Source organism: Pseudoflavonifractor sp. MSJ-30 (genome assembly GCF_018918045.1).
GTDB lineage: Bacteria > Bacillota > Clostridia > Oscillospirales > Oscillospiraceae > Faecousia.
This window is the reverse complement of record NZ_JAHLPU010000032.1, coordinates 1-16,243: the sequence shown is the minus strand read 5'-3', so window position 1 is coordinate 16,243 and position 16,243 is coordinate 1. Positions and strand designations below refer to the sequence as shown.

General features: G+C 57.0%; 13 protein-coding genes and 1 other annotated feature. Of the genes, 10 read left to right on the top strand and 3 right to left on the bottom strand.

Annotated elements, in window-relative coordinates; genetic code table 11:
* The first annotated feature begins 20 nt into the window (after positions 1-20).
* On the top strand, positions 21-1,394 hold the full coding sequence (locus KQI10_RS05015; protein ID WP_216566319.1) for an NAD(P)/FAD-dependent oxidoreductase: 1,374 nt from the start codon (positions 21-23) through the stop codon (positions 1,392-1,394).
* Between the two features lie 88 nt (positions 1,395-1,482).
* Here KQI10_RS05015 and KQI10_RS05010 read toward each other — a convergent pair whose 3' ends face one another.
* Positions 1,483-2,352: a hypothetical protein gene (locus tag KQI10_RS05010; RefSeq protein ID WP_216566318.1), complete on the bottom strand. Its 870-nt coding sequence runs from the start codon at positions 2,350-2,352 to the stop codon at positions 1,483-1,485.
* 346 nt (positions 2,353-2,698) lie between these two features.
* Here KQI10_RS05010 and hrcA point away from each other — a divergent pair, with 346 nt between their 5' ends.
* The 4 genes from hrcA (at position 2,699) to dnaJ (ending at position 7,608) form a co-directional block, all read left to right on the top strand.
* Positions 2,699-3,778 carry a heat-inducible transcriptional repressor HrcA gene (gene hrcA / locus KQI10_RS05005; RefSeq protein ID WP_216566317.1) on the top strand — a complete coding sequence of 360 codons (1,080 nt, stop codon included), beginning with the start codon at positions 2,699-2,701 and terminating at the stop codon, positions 3,776-3,778.
* Between the two features lie 2 nt (positions 3,779-3,780).
* Positions 3,781-4,326, top strand: a complete 546-nt coding sequence (gene grpE / locus KQI10_RS05000; RefSeq protein ID WP_216566316.1) for a nucleotide exchange factor GrpE — start codon at positions 3,781-3,783, stop codon at positions 4,324-4,326.
* 111 nt (positions 4,327-4,437) lie between these two features.
* Positions 4,438-6,261, top strand: a complete 1,824-nt coding sequence (dnaK, locus tag KQI10_RS04995; protein WP_216566315.1) for a molecular chaperone DnaK — start codon at positions 4,438-4,440, stop codon at positions 6,259-6,261.
* Positions 6,262-6,462: 201 nt separating this feature from the next.
* Positions 6,463-7,608, top strand: coding sequence for a molecular chaperone DnaJ (gene dnaJ / locus KQI10_RS04990; protein ID WP_216566314.1), 1,146 nt, complete (start codon positions 6,463-6,465; stop codon positions 7,606-7,608).
* Between the two features lie 139 nt (positions 7,609-7,747).
* Here the strand turns inward: dnaJ and KQI10_RS04985 are convergent, their stop codons facing one another.
* Together KQI10_RS04985 and KQI10_RS04980 are read right to left on the bottom strand one after the other, a co-directional pair.
* Positions 7,748-8,935: a hypothetical protein gene (locus tag KQI10_RS04985; protein WP_216566313.1), complete on the bottom strand. Its 1,188-nt coding sequence runs from the start codon at positions 8,933-8,935 to the stop codon at positions 7,748-7,750.
* Positions 8,936-9,059: 124 nt separating this feature from the next.
* Entirely contained in the window at positions 9,060-10,181 is a 1,122-nt protein-coding gene (locus tag KQI10_RS04980) for an iron-containing alcohol dehydrogenase family protein (RefSeq protein WP_216566312.1), read from the bottom strand.
* A gap of 53 nt (positions 10,182-10,234) precedes the next feature.
* Positions 10,235-10,493: a binding site (T-box leader), on the bottom strand.
* A 213-nt stretch (positions 10,494-10,706) separates the two neighbouring features.
* Between KQI10_RS04980 and KQI10_RS04975 the strand changes: the two genes are divergently transcribed.
* From KQI10_RS04975 to KQI10_RS04955, 5 genes are all read left to right on the top strand, one after another.
* Positions 10,707-11,396 (top strand): D-lyxose/D-mannose family sugar isomerase, encoded by a 690-nt coding sequence (locus tag KQI10_RS04975; protein WP_216566311.1) that lies wholly within the window; start codon positions 10,707-10,709, stop codon positions 11,394-11,396.
* A gap of 11 nt (positions 11,397-11,407) precedes the next feature.
* Entirely contained in the window at positions 11,408-12,355 is a 948-nt protein-coding gene (locus tag KQI10_RS04970) for a carbohydrate kinase (protein ID WP_216566310.1), read from the top strand.
* Between the two features lie 179 nt (positions 12,356-12,534).
* A complete protein-coding gene (gene rsxC, locus KQI10_RS04965) occupies positions 12,535-14,505 on the top strand; it encodes an electron transport complex subunit RsxC (RefSeq protein ID WP_371818361.1) in 1,971 nt (656 codons plus the stop codon).
* A 15-nt stretch (positions 14,506-14,520) separates the two neighbouring features.
* Positions 14,521-15,156 carry a methylenetetrahydrofolate reductase C-terminal domain-containing protein gene (locus KQI10_RS04960; RefSeq protein WP_216566308.1) on the top strand — a complete coding sequence of 212 codons (636 nt, stop codon included), beginning with the start codon at positions 14,521-14,523 and terminating at the stop codon, positions 15,154-15,156.
* A gap of 18 nt (positions 15,157-15,174) precedes the next feature.
* Positions 15,175-16,056, top strand: a complete 882-nt coding sequence (locus KQI10_RS04955; RefSeq protein ID WP_216566307.1) for a methylenetetrahydrofolate reductase — start codon at positions 15,175-15,177, stop codon at positions 16,054-16,056.
* The last annotated feature ends 187 nt before the right edge of the window (positions 16,057-16,243 follow it).

Below are 16,243 nucleotides of genomic sequence, written 5' to 3'. Positions count from 1 at the left end.
AAATTAGGAGACAAGAAGCCATGAATTACGATGTCCTGATCATCGGCGCGGGTCCCGGCGGCATTTTTTCCGCCTATGAGCTGACCCTGCGCGATCCCAATCTGAAAATCGGCGTCTTTGAGGCAGGCCATCCTCTGAATAAGCGGAAGTGCCCCATCAACGGCACCACCATCAAGAGCTGCATCGGCTGCAAGAGCTGCTCCATTATGAGCGGCTTCGGCGGCGCGGGCGCTTTTTCTGACGGCAAATACAATATCACCAATGACTTTGGCGGCACCCTCTACGAGTACATCGGCAAGAAGCGGGCGCTGAATCTCATGAAGTATGTGGATGAGATCAACATGGCCTACGGCGGCGCGGGCACCAAACTCTATTCCACCGCCGGGACCAAGTTCAAGACCATCTGCATCCAGAACGACCTGCATCTGCTGGATGCCTCCGTTCGCCATCTGGGAACGGATATCAACTATGTGGTGCTGGAAAATCTGTACGCCTATCTGCAGGACAAGGTGGACTTCCACTTTGATACCCCTGTCCGGGGCATCTCTGTCATTGAGGGCGGCTATGAGATTTCCTGCGACGATGCCAGCTACACATGCAGGCATTGCGTGGTCTCTGTAGGCCGCAGCGGCAGCAAATGGATGGAGCAGATCTGCAAGGACATGGACATCCCCACCCAGTCCAACCGTGTGGACATCGGCGTCCGCGTGGAGCTGCCCGCGGTGGTCTTCTCCCACCTGACCGATGAGCTGTACGAAAGCAAGATTGTCTACCGTACCCAGAAGTATGAGGATAAGGTCCGCACCTTCTGCATGAACCCCAAGGGCGCCGTGGTCAATGAGAATACCAACGGCATTATCACCGTCAACGGCCACAGCTACGAGGATCCCGCCAAGCAGACCGAAAACACCAATTTCGCCCTTCTGGTCGCCAAGCATTTTTCCGAGCCCTTCAAGGACTCCAACGGCTACGGCGAATCCATTGCCCGCCTGAGCAATATGCTGGGCGGCGGCGTCATGGTCCAGCGCTTCGGCGATCTGATCCGGGGCCAGCGCTCTACCCCCAAGCGCATGGAGGAGAGCTTCGTCACGCCCACCCTGAACGCCACCCCCGGCGACCTGAGCCTGGTTCTGCCCAAGCGGATCCTGGACGGCATCATTGAAATGATCTACGCTCTGGACAAGATCGCCCCGGGCACCGCCAACGACGACACCCTGCTCTACGGTGTGGAGGTCAAGTTCTATAATATGGAAGTGGCTGTGGATGAGCATCTGGAGACCAAGTATCCCGGCCTGTATATCATCGGCGACGGCAGCGGCATTACCCACTCCCTGTCCCACGCCTCCGCCAGCGGCGTCCATGTTGCGAGACGCATCGCGGGCTGTGAGGAATAAACTGAAATAGAAAAAGAAACGCATAGACCGGTTGACTGGTTCCGGCCTATGCGTTTTTTGCGTTTCGAGAAATGCCCGGCTTTGATAATTACGGCCTATTGGCTCCGCAGAGGGTGCAGCAGGACTCTGTTTCCGAATTGACGTTGCCGCAGGCGCATTCCCAGCTGCCGGTGTTCTGTCGCGCGGCGTTGGCGGTATAGGGAATGGTTTTGGGTTTTCCGCTGACGCGCAGTACAAGAAGGGCTACCAGCATGCCAATGCCGAGTGGGGGATACACGGTGAAATGGAATACCCGCAGGCGATCAATGCCCAGCAGCCGGAGCGTATAGCTGTTGGCGATTTCCGAGGCGATTGCGGCATTCAAACCGATGATGATCAGGAAGTACAATGCCGACAGAACGCTGTAGAGAACCAATGGGGCCACGCCGCCTTTGCGCTTATCCCGCAGGATGTTCAGAACCGTCAGTACCAGGAAGAGAACGGCTGTGAGGATCAGGACAAGGAACACCAGCGCAACGGCGGTTGCCGCGGCCGCGGCGGTGCGGTAGGTGTCTTCACTGCCGGAATCGTACCTGGCCATGACACGCATTACCTTTGCGGTGCTGAACAGAGCGGACATGGTCTCAACAGGGGACAGCTTTCCGTCGGAGATGCTGCGCAGAAGAGCAAGGGCACTTTTTTTCGCGGAACGGAAGTCGCGCAGCTGGGCGGCAGTGATGTCGGAGAAGCTGTGGATCAGATCCTCAACATCCAGATTTTTGACGCTGTCAATGGCGTCCTCCAATGAACTGCCAAGCACATCTTCCAGGATTCCGTTGATATCCATTTTGCCATATTTGGTGTCCAGGCTTATGGACATCCAGGGCAGGAACATGGTCAGCACGGTCAGAACCGCCAAAACAAGACAAATGATTTTTGTTGGGCTGCTGTAGCCGGAACGGGAATTCAGGTTGCTCATAGGGTTCCTCCTTCTTTCTATATGCGGCAGATGCCGTGTCGCGCCGCAGTTTTCCTGTTTATCATAACTTTCGCAAAGAACAAAGTCAACAGGAATTTGCGGGAGATCACCGGAACCGCACGCACCGCAGAATTCGGCGTTTCCGCGGTTTATTCTGGATACACTGTCAGGGGAACAGCGGCGTCCGCAATTGACCGGGGAGAAACAGAGAGCCGATTGGCCGTGCCGATGGCGTTTGCGCGTAAAATTCAAAAATAGTTCATATCCCAACCCCTTGACATTTTTAGCACTCTGTAGTATAGTTTGCTTAGCACTCAGAGAGATGGAGTGCTAAGGAGGAAACAAGATGGAATTGACCGAGCGGAAAAAGAAGGTTCTGCGCAGCGTAGTAGACCTTTATATCCGTACCGCCGAGCCGGTAGGCTCCAAAGCGATCACGGAGCTGCCGGACATGAACTATTCCTCCGCAACCATCCGCAATGAGATGGCGGACCTGACTGCCATGGGTTATCTGGAACAGCCGCATACCAGTGCGGGACGGATCCCGTCCCCCGCGGGTTATCGGCTGTATGTGGATGAACTGATGCAGGATTACCGCCTCAGCGTGGATGAAACAAGATCCATCAACAATGCCATTGAGGAAAAGGTCCGGCGTGTGGATGAGCTGGTGGAAAAAGTGGCAAAACTGGTATCCCAGGCCACGGATCTTCCCGCTATCTCTGCTGCCTCCCGCAATGACACCGCGACAGTTACCCGCTATGATCTGATTCAGGCCGGTCAGGGCAGCATCATCCTGGTGGTGATGCTCAGTAATGACCAGGTGTTCAATAAGCTCATCAAGCTCCCCGTCTCCGCGGAAGAGACGGATCTGAAGCTTCTGGCGGCGCTTCTGAACGCTGCCATGACGGAGCTTCCCGCTGAGGGCTTTACCCCGGCGCTGCTGGACAAGGTCATGCGGTCCGCCGGAAAGGCGTCCAGTCTGGTGCCTGTGATTGTGGACTTTACCACGGACGTGCTTCGCCATCAGGCCAGCACCAATGTAGCTGTGGCGGGACAGGCAAGACTTCTGGGACTTCCCGAGTACCGGGATGTGGACAAAGCCCAGAAGGTGCTGGAATCCATCGATGAGGATGCCCTCAGCAATCTGCCGGCCATTATGCAGAGCGAAAACGGAACGAAGGTCCTGGTTGGCCCTGAGAACGTGGCACAGGAGCTGAAGGATACCAGCGTGGTCATGACAAAGTTTGATATTGGCGACGGGATGCAGGGCATGATCGGCGTGGTCGGCCCCACCCGTATGGATTACGCAAAGGTCACGGCCCGGCTGAGCTATTTCGCCGAGAGCCTTTCCAAAGCCTTTGCAAAACCCGAAACAAAGCAGCTGCCTCAGCCAAATGAGGAAAGCGCAGAATCTAAGGAGGTATAGAAGTGGCCAAGAAGGATGAACAGAAGCAGCCCGAGACCACAGAGGAACTGATCCCCGAGGAAACCGTGGAAGCGCCCCAGGAGGAACCCAAGGCAGCGGAAGCGGAAAAGCCGGAAACCGATCCCTTTGAAGAAAAGTACAATGCGGAGCACGACAGCCTCCTGCGGCTGGCCGCGGAATATGACAATTTCCGGAAGCGTACCGTGAAGGAAAAAGAGCAGTCCTACGGCAACGGCAAGGCGGACGCCATCGTGAAGCTGCTTCCCATATATGACAATCTGGAGCGGGCTCTGAACCAGCCCACCGAGGATGCCGCCTATAAGAAGGGCGTGGAGCTGACCATGAACGAGCTGGTAAAGATTTTTACCGGACTGGGCGTGGAAATCTTCGGAGCCGCAGGCGACAGCTTCGATCCCAACCTCCACAATGCGGTCATGCACACGGAGGACGAAAGCCTTGGCGAGAATGTGATCGCCCAGGTCTTCCAGAAGGGCTTTAAGGTGGGCGACAAGATCGTCCGCTTCGCAATGGTTCAGGTTGCGAATTAAATCGAACGGGTGTCATTGCGAACCAGTGACCGGTGTCACTGGTGTGGCAATCCCCCGGATGTATCATAAAAACGTAAATTCTTTTGCTGAATATATAGGAGGAAAATCATTATGTCTAAGATTATCGGTATTGACCTTGGTACTACCAATTCCTGTGTTGCCGTTCTTGAGGGCGGCGAACCCGTTGTCATCCCCAATGCGGAGGGCAACCGTACGACCCCTTCCGTGGTCGCATTCTCCAAGACCGGCGAGCGTATGGTCGGTCAGGTCGCAAAGCGTCAGGCGGTTACCAACGCTGAGCGCACCGTCTCTTCCATCAAGCGTCACATGGGTGAGGATTACCATGTTACCCTGAACGGCAAGAGCTACACCCCCCAGGAGATCAGCGCTATGATCCTGCAGAAGCTGAAGGCCGACGCGGAGGCTTATCTGGGCCAGAGCGTCACCGAGGCTGTAATCACCGTCCCCGCTTACTTCTCTGACGCCCAGCGTCAGGCAACGAAGGACGCCGGTAAGATTGCCGGTCTGGATGTGAAGCGTATCATCAACGAGCCTACCGCGGCCGCTCTGGCTTACGGTCTGGATAAGGAATCCGAGCAGAAGATCATGGTCTATGACCTTGGCGGCGGTACCTTCGATGTGTCCATTCTGGACATCGGCGACGGCGTTATCGAGGTTCTGGCAACTGCCGGTGACACCCATCTGGGCGGCGACGACTTTGACCAGCGGATCATGGATTATCTGGTTTCCGAATTCAAGAAGGCCGAGGGCATTGACCTGTCCGGCGATAAGGTCGCTATGCAGCGTCTGAAGGAAGCTGCCGAGAAGGCCAAGATTGAGCTGTCCGGCATGACCAGCACCAACATCAACCTGCCTTATATCACCGCTGACGCCACCGGCCCCAAGCACCTGGATGTGACCCTGACCCGGGCTAAGTTCAATGAGCTGACTGCCGATCTGGTGGAGCGCACTATGAAGCCTGTCCGTCAGGCTATGTCCGACGCCGGTCTGTCCGCTTCCGACCTGCACAAGGTTCTGCTGGTTGGCGGCTCCACCCGTATTCCTGCTGTTCAGGAAGCCGTTAAGAAGATCACCGGCAACGAAGGCTTCAAGGGCATCAACCCCGATGAGTGCGTTGCTGTGGGCGCTGCCATTCAGGGCGGCGTGCTGACCGGCGATGTGCAGGATATCCTGCTGCTGGATGTTACCCCTCTGTCCCTGGGCATTGAGACTATGGGCGGCGTGTTCACCAAGCTGATCGACCGGAATACCACCATTCCTACCCACAAGAGCCAGATCTTCTCCACCGCCGCTGACGGCCAGACCTCCGTTGAGGTCCATGTCCTGCAGGGCGAGCGTGAGATGGCCGCTTACAACAAGACGCTGGGCCGCTTCCAGCTGACCGGCATTGCTCCCGCTCCCCGGGGCGTGCCTCAGATCGAGGTCACCTTCGACATCGATGCCAACGGCATTGTGAAGGTTTCCGCCAAGGACCTGGGCACCGGCAAGGAGCAGCAGATCTCCATCACCGCATCCACCAACCTGAGCAAGGAAGACATCGATAAGGCTGTCCATGAGGCTGAGCAGTATGCCGCCGAGGACAAGGCCCGGAAGGACGAGGTCGACGCCCACAACGCCGCCGACCAGGTGGTCTACCAGACCGAGAAGACTCTGGGCGAGCTGGGCGACAAGATCGATGCCTCCGAGAAGGCAAAGATCCAGGCCGCTGTGGACCATCTGAAGGAAGTCAACAAGGGCACCGATGTAGAAGCCATCAAGGCCGCTACCGAGGAAGTCCAGAAGGCTTTCTACGCAGTCTCCGAGAAGCTGTATCAGCAGGCAGGCCCTCAGCAGGGTCAGCCCCAGGGCGGCCAGACCGGCAATAAGCCCGGCGACGACGGCGTGGTTGACGCGGATTACGAGACCGTTGACTAAGCAATTGACCCACAAGGGGCGGCGGTACGCCGCCCCTTGTGCCGGTAGAGTACGAATTGACAATTGACAATGAACAATTGACAATTGAGGTGTCCCTTCGGGACGAGATGAAATGATTTGCTCCTGTTTTCGAAGGAAGTACCCATAATTGTCAACTGTCAATTGTCAATTGTCAATTCTTTCAAGATGAAGGTGAATGATATGGCAGACAATAAACGTGACTACTACGAGGTGCTTGGCGTGGACAAAAGCGCCAGTGCCGATGATATAAAAAAGGCCTACCGGAAGCTGGCCATGAAGTACCACCCGGACCGGAACCCCGGCGACAAAACCGCCGAGGAAAAGTTCAAAGAGGTGGGCGAGGCCTATGAGGTGCTGTCCGATGCGGATAAGCGTTCCCGGTATGATTCCTATGGCTTTGCCGGTGTGGACCCCAACTATAACCCCGGCGCCGGCGGCTTCGGCGGCGGATTTACGGGAGACTTCGGTGGTTTCGGTGGGTTCGGCGATATTTTCAGCGATTTCTTCGGCGGCGGCAGCAGCCGCGGCAGCGCTTCTCAGAATTCTCCCCGCCGGGGCGAGAATGTCATGTCCCGGCTGGATTTGACCTTTGAGGAAGCGGCGTTCGGCACGGAAAAGGAGATTACCGCCCCCAGAATTGAAAATTGTCCCACCTGTCACGGCACAGGCAGTGCCGACGGCCAGGTGGAAACCTGCTCCCGGTGCCACGGCACGGGCCAGGAGCGTGTTACCCAGAGCTTCATGGGTATGCAGATGCAGTCTACGACCACCTGCTCCCAGTGCGGCGGCCGGGGCAAAATCATCAAGAATCCCTGTTCTACCTGTAAGGGCAAGGGCAAGGTCCGGAAGAACAACAGGGTCAAGGTCAAGATCCCCGCGGGTGTGGACAACGGCCAGTCCGTCCGTGTCCGGGGTGAGGGCTGCGTAGGCGCCAACGGCGGCCCCAACGGCGATTTGCTGGTGGAGATCCGGGTGCGCCCCCACGACACCTTCGTCCGGGACGGCAACGACATCCGCTGCGCCGTGCCCATCAGCTTCACGCAGGCGGCACTGGGCGCCGAGATTCAGGTGCCTACTCTGGAGGGCAATGTTCCCTTTACCATTCCCGAGGGCACCCAGACCGGCAAGGAGTTCGTCATCCGGGACAAGGGTATTCCCGAAATCGGCAACAGCCGCCGGAGAGGCGATCTGCGCTTCACCGTGGTGGTGGAGACCCCCACAAAGCTCACAAGAGAGCAGAAGGAGCTCCTGCGCAAGCTGGATGGCTCTCTGGAGAAGAACAATTCCCCCAAGGGAAGAAGTTTCTTCGACAAACTGTTTGAATAAACAAAACCCCCATGGCAGACTCGTGAATGCCATGGGGGTCGTTGTTTGCGGAGTAAACAAATGAATCGCTAACGATGGTGGTGAAGGCACGGGACAGGGAGAGCTTTTTGAACGCTTCCGGACAGAACCGGCCCAACTGTCAATTGTCCATGGAAACCGTCACTGCGCTGATGGCGGGAAACGCCTCATCCTCTTCCGGGAGACCCTTCAGGTAATCCCGGTTCTTTTTGTAGCCAATGGTCAGCAGAGGCACGATGACGAAGACAATGGCCCAGTAGCCGCAGTAGCCATAGCCGTATTTGACGATGTTGGTCAGCCCGGCGAAGGAGATGAACATGGAAACGGCCATGATGGTGGTGGCGATAACACCCCGGCGGACATGGGTGTTCTTCAGGAAACCCAGGTAGCTGGCGTTTTCAAACCGGTTGACGAAGCCAAAGACCACCACAACGCCGGAGGAGATCATGCACAGGAACAGCACCAGGCAGTACAGCACCACCAACCAGTTCATATCCAGGCTCATGAGCACCGTCAGGGTGGGCAGGGTAGTGCCGCCGGCGACGGAGGTGAAGTAGCCGCTCCAGGCGGTGAGCATCAGCACGGAAAGACCCAGGCCCAGCACGTTGAACAGCAGCATGCAGTTCATGCCCCGGGTGCAGTCCTTTTTCGTTTTCAGCACGGTGCCGCAGGCCAGAACGCCGGGGATGGTGACCCATTGGAAGGCGGCGTAGTTGACGCCGTTGAAAATGGCCTTGGGTACGTTGGTGAAGCCGTCGGCGGCGAAGCCGGCCTTCAGGCAGCCGAACAGGTTTACGCCCTTGACCAGGCCGTAGAAATAGATCACCAGAGACAGGGCCAGAATTGCCAGCCCCATGTAGGAGGAGCCCATGCGGACCAGATCCGCGCCGAAGATGGACAGCAGCAGGATCACAACGCCCACAGCCAGAGCCCCCAGGTAGTAGTTTACCCCCAGATACTGGTGCAGGGCACTGGCGGCACCGGCGATGCAGGAGGCAACGACCATAAGGATCATGATGTCATAGAAGATGTCAAAGGTCAGGTGCAGCTTGTCATAGGGGTGATACAGAACGGAAAACAGATCCTTGTAGCTTTTGCATCCCCGGGTGTTCCACAGCAGCTGGGCCTCCCGTGTGGAGAGGGCCAGCAGAACCATGGCAAGCATTGCGCTGAAAATACCCACCCAGCCCAGAGAGACGAAATTGGTGTTGGCCTGATTGCCGGTGGCGAAGCCGCCGCCGGCATGGGCGGCAAAAGCGGTAAAACCGATGCTCAGGGCGGTTGCCCAGGAGGATTTTGTTTTATTCATGGCGGGAAAACTCCTTTGTGTCAGAAAGTGAATTGACAATTGACAATGAACGATTGACAATTGTGGTGTCCCTGCGGGACGAATGAAATTATTTTGAATCAGCTCCGAAAAAGTGCCTGAATTGTCAATTGTCAACTGTCAATTGTCCATTGCTCAGGTAGCTTTTTCCCGCCGCGTCGGTATCCCGCATGGCCTGCATGAAGGCTTCTCTGGTGAAGGTCTGAAGCGAGCAGGTCCATTCGAGGACGGTGGCGGCCTTGTCGGCTACGGTCTGCAGGTCAGCCTCTGTCAGGTCGATCTGGGCAAGGGTCACAGGCAGGCCCACGGAAGCGTTGAAGGCCAGCAGCTCGTCCCGGCGGGTAAAGTTTCTGTCGTAGGTCAGCAGGGTCAGCACACCAAAAGAGACGATTTCGCCGTGGAGATGGTTGTGTCCGGAGGCGGGCACCAGCGTCGCGCCGTAGTAGACGCAGTGGGCAAGGGAGCTGTTGTAATAGTAATCATTTGCGGTGGTCGTGAAGTTGGAAACGATGCCGGTGGAGACGATGATGCACAGGGCAACCTGCTCCAGGGCGTTCCCGGCCACATTGGCCCGGCACTCCTCCAGGGCTTTTTTTCCGTATTCCACCAGCGGGTCTGTGCAGCAGGCTGCCATGGTGCGGCCCATGAGGGGCGTATGGGGAAGATCACGGCCCCGGGTGCAGAGTTCTACTTCGCATTCCTTGCTCAGCGCGTCGCCAATACCGGCCCACAGCAGCTTTTCCGGGGCCTCCGCAATGACCTGGGTGTCAATGAAGGTGTGCAGCGGGCAGCGGGAGGGATAGAAATAGTCTTTGAAGCTGCCGTCCGGGTTGTAGAACACGCCGATGGCGGTTACGGGCGCGCAGTTGGAGGCGATGGTGGGGAAGGTGAACAGAGGCTTGTCCAGCTTTTCGGCCACATACTTGCAGGTGTCCACGGCCCGTCCGCCGCCTACGGCGAAAAGCATGTCGGCGTTTTTAACCTCTTCCAGAGCGGCTACCATGTCGCCGTTCTCATAGGTGGAATTACCTCCGTAGCAGACGGGGCGGGTCAGGCTCAGACCGGTGCCTTCCACGGCGGCGACCAGCTTATCATAAGCCTTGCTGAGGGCGGTCTTGCCGCCGACCACAGCGGCGGTCTTGCCGTAACGGCGGACCACATTGTAAACTTCCCTGTAGCAGTCGGGGCCCACGCTCCAGGCGGGCAGGCAGTTTGTGTAGGTGTTCATACGATTTGCTCCTTTTCCGAAAATGAATAAAAAAACAGCCACGTCCCAAGATTTCTTGAGACGAAGCTGTAGAAAAAATCCATATGCTCCGCGGTACCACTCAACTTGCCGAGAACTCGGCCCCTCTGTCACGTCGCCTTTGCAGTTAAACGTGCGGCACTGTAACGCTTGCCCTGCGTCCGGGCTTACTTGAAAACTTTCAGCCGGCTGCTCCTCAGGGATTTTCAGATCGGGTCTGCAACTGCCTCGCACCATCCGGCAGCTCTCTGGACACAGGGTCGGGATCTTACTCTTCTGATTCAACACATTTGGTGGGATGTGAAACTGTGCCTGCATGATACATCGAAAAACGGGCTTTGTCAAGAGCAACCTCAAAATTTTTTTGAGGAGGTATCCGGCAGCGGGTTTGAAGAATTTTTGCTTTTCAGACTTTACCAAATACGGGAAAGTGTGCTATACTGTTGATACGGAAAAAATCGACTGTTTTTTCAACCGCGCGGATCCATCTGGAAAGGAGAAAATACAATGAAGCGTTCCGAAATCAACAAGGCTCTGCGGGAGCTGGAGTCTATGTGTAAAAAGTACAGCTGCTATCTGCCGCCTTTCTGCCATTTCACCCCGGAGCAGTGGCAGGAGAAGGGCCACGAATACGATGAGGTCCGGGATTGCTGTCTGGGATGGGATATTACGGACTATGGCCAGGGCAACTTCGATAAGATCGGCTTTTCCCTGATTACCATCCGCAACGGCAGCCAGACCATGAAGGAGAAATACCCCAAAGTTTATGCTGAAAAACTGCTGTTTTTGAAGGAAGGGCAGTATTCTCCCAACCATTTCCACTGGTATAAGACAGAGGATATCATCAACCGGGGCGGCGGAAATGTGCTGATCCGGGTGTATAACTCCCTGCCGAATGAGGACATCGACTACGAAAGCGATGTGACGGTCCATACGGACGGCCGGACCTACACGGTTCCTGCCGGAACCCAGATCCGTCTGACCCCCGGCGAATCCATCTACATCCAGCAGTATCTGTATCACGATTTTGAAGTGGAGCCCGGCACGGGAGACGTGCTCCTTGGCGAGGTCAGCCAGTGCAATGACGATGCCCATGACAACCGCTTCAATCCGCCCATGGGCCGGTTCCCTGCCGTTGAAGAAGATGAACCGCCCTACCGCCTGCTGTGTACGGAATACCCGGCAGCAAAGAATTGAAGGGGGAAAATATGATCGACGTAGTAGCTTTGGGTGAATTGCTCATTGATTTCGCGGCCAGGTCTACGGATGCCGCGGGGTATCCCACCATGGCGGCCAACCCCGGCGGCGCACCGGGCAATTTTCTGGCGGCCCTGAACGCCTATGGCAAAAAAACCGCGTTTCTTGGCAAGGTCGGCGAGGATGCCTTCGGGCATCTTCTGCTGGGCACCCTGAACGCGGCGGGAATTGAGACCCGAGGCATCCGGGTGGATGACAGTGTTTTTACGACCCTTGCCTTTGTGACCTTTGACGCCCAGGGCGACCGCTCCTTCTCCTTTGCCCGGAAGCCCGGCGCGGATACCCGGCTGACCTGGGAAGAGGTGGATACGGCGCTGATTGATGAGGCAAAGGTTTTCCACTTTGGAACATTGAGTCTGACAGACGAACCGGTCCGGACGGCAACACGGAAGGCCGTTGCCTACGCGAAGGAGCATGGAAAGCTCATCAGCTGCGATCCCAATCTGCGGCTGCCCCTGTGGCCCAATGCCGATGGGGCAAGAGAGCAGATGCTCTGGAGTCTGAAGCAGGCGGACGTTGTGAAGATCAGCGACAATGAGGTGGAGTTCCTGTGGGGCTGCACGCCGGAAGAGGGCGCGGAAAAGCTTCTGCGGGAATTCGGCGTCGGCCTGGCCATGGTGACTCTGGGGCCTGACGGCTGCCTGTTGAAGAACTGTCAGGCTGCCTATCGGGCATCCTGCCCCAAGGTGCGGCCGGTAGACACCACCGGCGCCGGAGATATCTTCGGCGGCAGCGCCATGGCAAGGCTGCTGGAGCTGGAAAAGCCGCTGAACACCCTGACGGAAGAGAACCTTGCCTATATCGGCCGTTTCGCCGCGGCGGCCGCCAGTCTGTCCACGGAGCACTCCGGCGGCATCCCCAGCATCCAGAAAAAAGAACGGGTGCTGGAATATATCTGATTATACCCAATGGCTTCCGGAAGCGCTCCGGAAGCCATTTTTCGCATGCTCGAAAAGGGCGGAAGTTTGCGGAAAAAAGTGCGGGAACTTCTGGACAAGCCCATAACACATGTGCTATAATTACCATAAGTTCGTATGCCTGCATGCGGATCATAAAAACGATAAGAAGGTGGTATTTGGTGGAGTATACCAAGTATGTGTTAAAGGACAGCAAGGAATTGGGAGACCTCCTGTCCGGAAAGGATCACTTCTTTGTAGTTGCCTGCAATAAGTGCTTCAAGGAATTTAACACGACGGAAGAGCCGGAAGTCGGTGCCTTTACCGACTTCGCCAATGCCCAGGGAAAGCACATCACCGGGACCGCCAGAATCGACTTCCTCTGCAACAGCGTGCAGACGGAGAAGAAGCTGGCCGATATCATCCCCGAGGGGACGGAGAACGTGATCGTGATCTCCTGCGGCCTGGGTGTGCAGACCGTGGCGGAGAAGGAGGCTCTGCCTGTCTTCACAGCGACCAATTCCCTGAACTATACCGGTCATCATGGCATGGCCCTGACGAAGAAGACCTGCGGCGCCTGCGCCCAGTGCTATCTGAACGTCACCGGCGGCATCTGCCCCATTGTGGACTGCTCCAAGGGTCTGGTCAACGGCCAGTGCGGCGGCGCCAAGAACGGCAAATGCGAGATCGACCCCAAGAAGGACTGCGCCTGGGAAAAGATCTATCAGCGTCTGGAAAAGCAGGGCAGAACCCGGGAATTCCTGAACCAGCCCATCCAGCTGCGGGATTATTCCAAGGTCAATGTGGATGAGATCAAGGCATACGTTGCCGAAGCCCGGGCCAAGCGCTATGAGGGTTTCTACGGCGGCGTCCATCCTGTGGAACACAAGGAGTATACCGAGCATCTGGCGCTGCGGAAGTTCCCCGAGCCGGACACTGTGATTATTCCTCTGGCCATGCACATCGGCGCGCCCGCCAACCCTGTGGTCCAGGCCGGTGATACAGTGAAAGTTGGTCAGCTGATCGGTGAGCAGGCGGGCTTTATCAGCGCGCCTGTGCATTCCAGCGTCAGCGGTACCGTTTTGGCTGTAGAACCCCATACCCATCCCAACAAGGGCCCCGGCGTCATGAGCGTGGTCATCAAGAACGATGGCAAAAACACGCTGGATGCGTCCGTGAAGCCCAACAAGCCTCTGGAAGAGCTGACCCCTGACGAGATCGTGGAAATCGTCAAGGAGAAGGGCATCGTCGGCATGGGCGGCGCAACCTTCCCCACCTACGTCAAGCTGAAGCCCGGCAAGCCCATCGATGCCGTGCTGATCAACGGCTCCGAGTGTGAGCCCTACCTGACTGCCGACCATCGGGTGCTGCTGGAGTACGCGGACGACATCGTCTACGGTCTGCGGGCCATGATGAAGGCCGTCTCTGCTCCCGAGGGCGTGATCCTCATTGAGGACAACAAGCCCGACGCCGTGGCGCTGATGGAAGAGAAGGTCAAGCCCTACGACAACATCCGTGTGGTGGCTGCCAAAACCCAGTACCCCGAGGGCGCTGAAAAGATGCTCATCAAGAAGGTCATGGGCCGTCAGGTACCCAGCGGCAAGCTGCCCGCCGATGTGGGCTGCGTGGTGTCCAACACCTCCACCGCTAAGGCCATCTCCGATGCCATCCAGAAGGGAATGCCTCTGGTGGAGCGCGTTGTCTCCGTCACCGGCGAGTACATCAAGAACCCCGGCAACTATATTGTCAAGCTGGGCACCAACGTCCAGGAGATCATCGACCACTGCGGCGGTGTTACCGGCGAGGATGTGGTTCTGAAGATGGGCGGTCCCATGATGGGCGCTCCCATTCACGATACCAATGTACCCATTATCAAGGGCTCCAACGGCATTATCGCCATTGCCGCCGACCATACCGAGGAAAAAGAGTGCATCAAGTGCGGCCGCTGCGTGGACGTATGTCCCATGGAGCTGCAGCCCCTGGAGATCTACAAGCTGGGTCAGATGGGCGATGCCGAGGGCCTGCTGAAGCTGAACGTTATGGACTGCTTCTCCTGCAAGTGCTGTGAGTACATCTGCTCTTCCAAGATCCCGCTGGTATCCAAGATCAACGCGGCCAAGGGCCTGGTCATGCCCTTGCTGAAGAAGAAATAAGGGGGACGAACACTTATGTTAATGACAAAACTGAAATCTGAAGAGGTCATCGGCTCCCTGGCTTCCGGCAAGGTCTTCATCATCAACTGCCACGGCTGCAAGGAAGTCGGCTTTCCCGAAAAGGAAGCCGCGGCTCTGCAGAAAAAACTTCAGGAAGAAGGCAAGGTCGTGGGCGTTCTGACCACCGACTATGTCTGCAACCCCGACGAGCTGGCTCTGCGGCTCCGCGGCCCAATGGCCAAAATCGCCGAGGCGGATGCCGTTCTGGTGTTCTCCTGCGGTGTGGGCGTGCAGACCATTTCCGAGGTGCTGGAGGATAAGCCTGTTTACGCCTGCTGCGATACCATCGAGCTGCCCGGCTTCCAGGGCGTTACCCCTCTGGAAGTGGACTGCGGCCAGTGCGGCGAGTGCTATTTGAACCTGACCGGCGGCATCTGCCCCATTACCGCCTGCTCCAAGAGCCTGGTCAACGGCCCCTGCGGCGGCACCAAGAACGGCAAATGTGAGGTTTGCCCGGATATGGAGTGCGGCTGGGAGCGGATCATTCAGCGTCTGAAGGCCCAGGGCCGTCTGGACGTTCTGAAATGTGCCACCCAGATCCATGATTTTAATACAGACGAGGCTACCAAAGCCGCCAAAGAATCTGAATAATTAGGAGCGTATGGAATTATGAGAATTACAGAACTGTTTGATAACGGCGAGTTTGTAGTTACTGCCGAGGTCGGCCCTCCCAAAGGAATTCATATTGACGGCATGGTAGAAGAGGCCAAGAAATACCTCTCCGGCGTCCACTTCGTCAACGTCACCGATAACCAGTCCTCTGTTATGCGGCTGGGTTCTCTCGCCACCTGCAAGGTGCTGAAGGACGCAGGGCTCAACCCCATCTTCCAGCTGACCTGCCGGGACCGGAACCGCATTGCCCTGCAGTCCGATCTGCTGAGCGCCGCCATGCTGGGCATTGACAACATCCTGTGCCTGACCGGCGACCACACCAAGCTGGGCGACCATCCCCAGGCAAAGCCCGTGTTCGATCTGGACTCCGTCTCCCTTCTTTACGCCGCAAGCCTGCTGGAGACCGGCAAGGATCTGGGCGGCAACGACCTGGTGGGCGAGCCCCCCAAGTTTGCCAAGGGCGCTGTCGTGTCCCCCTGCTCTGACTCCGTGGATGCCCAGCTGGTAAAGATGGAGCGCAAGGTCGCCGCGGGCGCCGAGTACTTCCAGACCCAGGCTGTGTTTGAGCCCGAGAAGTTCATCAAGTTCATGGAGCAGGCCAAGCAATTCGGCAAGCCTGTGCAGGTGGGCATCATCATTCCCAAGTCTGCCGGTATGTGCAAGTTCATGAACAAGAACGTGGCCGGCGTCCACATTCCCGATGCCCTCATCGAGGAGCTGCAGGCTGACAAGGAGAAGACCAAGGCCGGCATCACCGGTGTGGAAATCGCCGCCCGGATCATCCGGGAGTGCAAGCCCTACTGCCAGGGTGTCCACATCATGAGCCTGGGCTGGGAAGACAAGATTCCCGCGCTGCTGGAGCAGGCCGGTCTGAAGTAAGAACAGCTTTTCCGCAGTCGTTTTCCCCGGACTTGCTGTAAAAGAATCTTCCCTGCAGGGGCGGTTGTCAACCGCCCCTGCTTTTTTGACCCATATATGCGGATGCAAAAGAAGGGGCTGTCTCACTAGGCACTTTAATGGGTCAAAATAGCAAAAAATGAAATGTCATTGCGAGCCAGTGACCGAG

Excerpts from the sequence above, each read along its gene's own strand:
- KQI10_RS04970 (WP_216566310.1), top strand. The coding sequence starts at position 11,408 with ATGATCGACGTAGTAGCTTTGGGTGAATTGCTCATTGATTTCGCGGCC.
- KQI10_RS05015 (WP_216566319.1), top strand. The coding sequence starts at position 21 with ATGAATTACGATGTCCTGATCATCGGCGCGGGTCCCGGCGGCATTTTT.
- KQI10_RS04960 (WP_216566308.1), top strand. The coding sequence starts at position 14,521 with ATGTTAATGACAAAACTGAAATCTGAAGAGGTCATCGGCTCCCTGGCT.
- KQI10_RS04975 (WP_216566311.1), top strand. The coding sequence starts at position 10,707 with ATGAAGCGTTCCGAAATCAACAAGGCTCTGCGGGAGCTGGAGTCTATG.
- dnaJ (WP_216566314.1), top strand. The coding sequence starts at position 6,463 with ATGGCAGACAATAAACGTGACTACTACGAGGTGCTTGGCGTGGACAAA.
- hrcA (WP_216566317.1), top strand. The coding sequence starts at position 2,699 with ATGGAATTGACCGAGCGGAAAAAGAAGGTTCTGCGCAGCGTAGTAGAC.
- KQI10_RS04985 (WP_216566313.1), bottom strand. The coding sequence starts at position 8,935 with ATGAATAAAACAAAATCCTCCTGGGCAACCGCCCTGAGCATCGGTTTT.
- KQI10_RS04980 (WP_216566312.1), bottom strand. The coding sequence starts at position 10,181 with ATGAACACCTACACAAACTGCCTGCCCGCCTGGAGCGTGGGCCCCGAC.
- dnaK (WP_216566315.1), top strand. The coding sequence starts at position 4,438 with ATGTCTAAGATTATCGGTATTGACCTTGGTACTACCAATTCCTGTGTT.
- KQI10_RS04955 (WP_216566307.1), top strand. The coding sequence starts at position 15,175 with ATGAGAATTACAGAACTGTTTGATAACGGCGAGTTTGTAGTTACTGCC.
- KQI10_RS05010 (WP_216566318.1), bottom strand. The coding sequence starts at position 2,352 with ATGAGCAACCTGAATTCCCGTTCCGGCTACAGCAGCCCAACAAAAATC.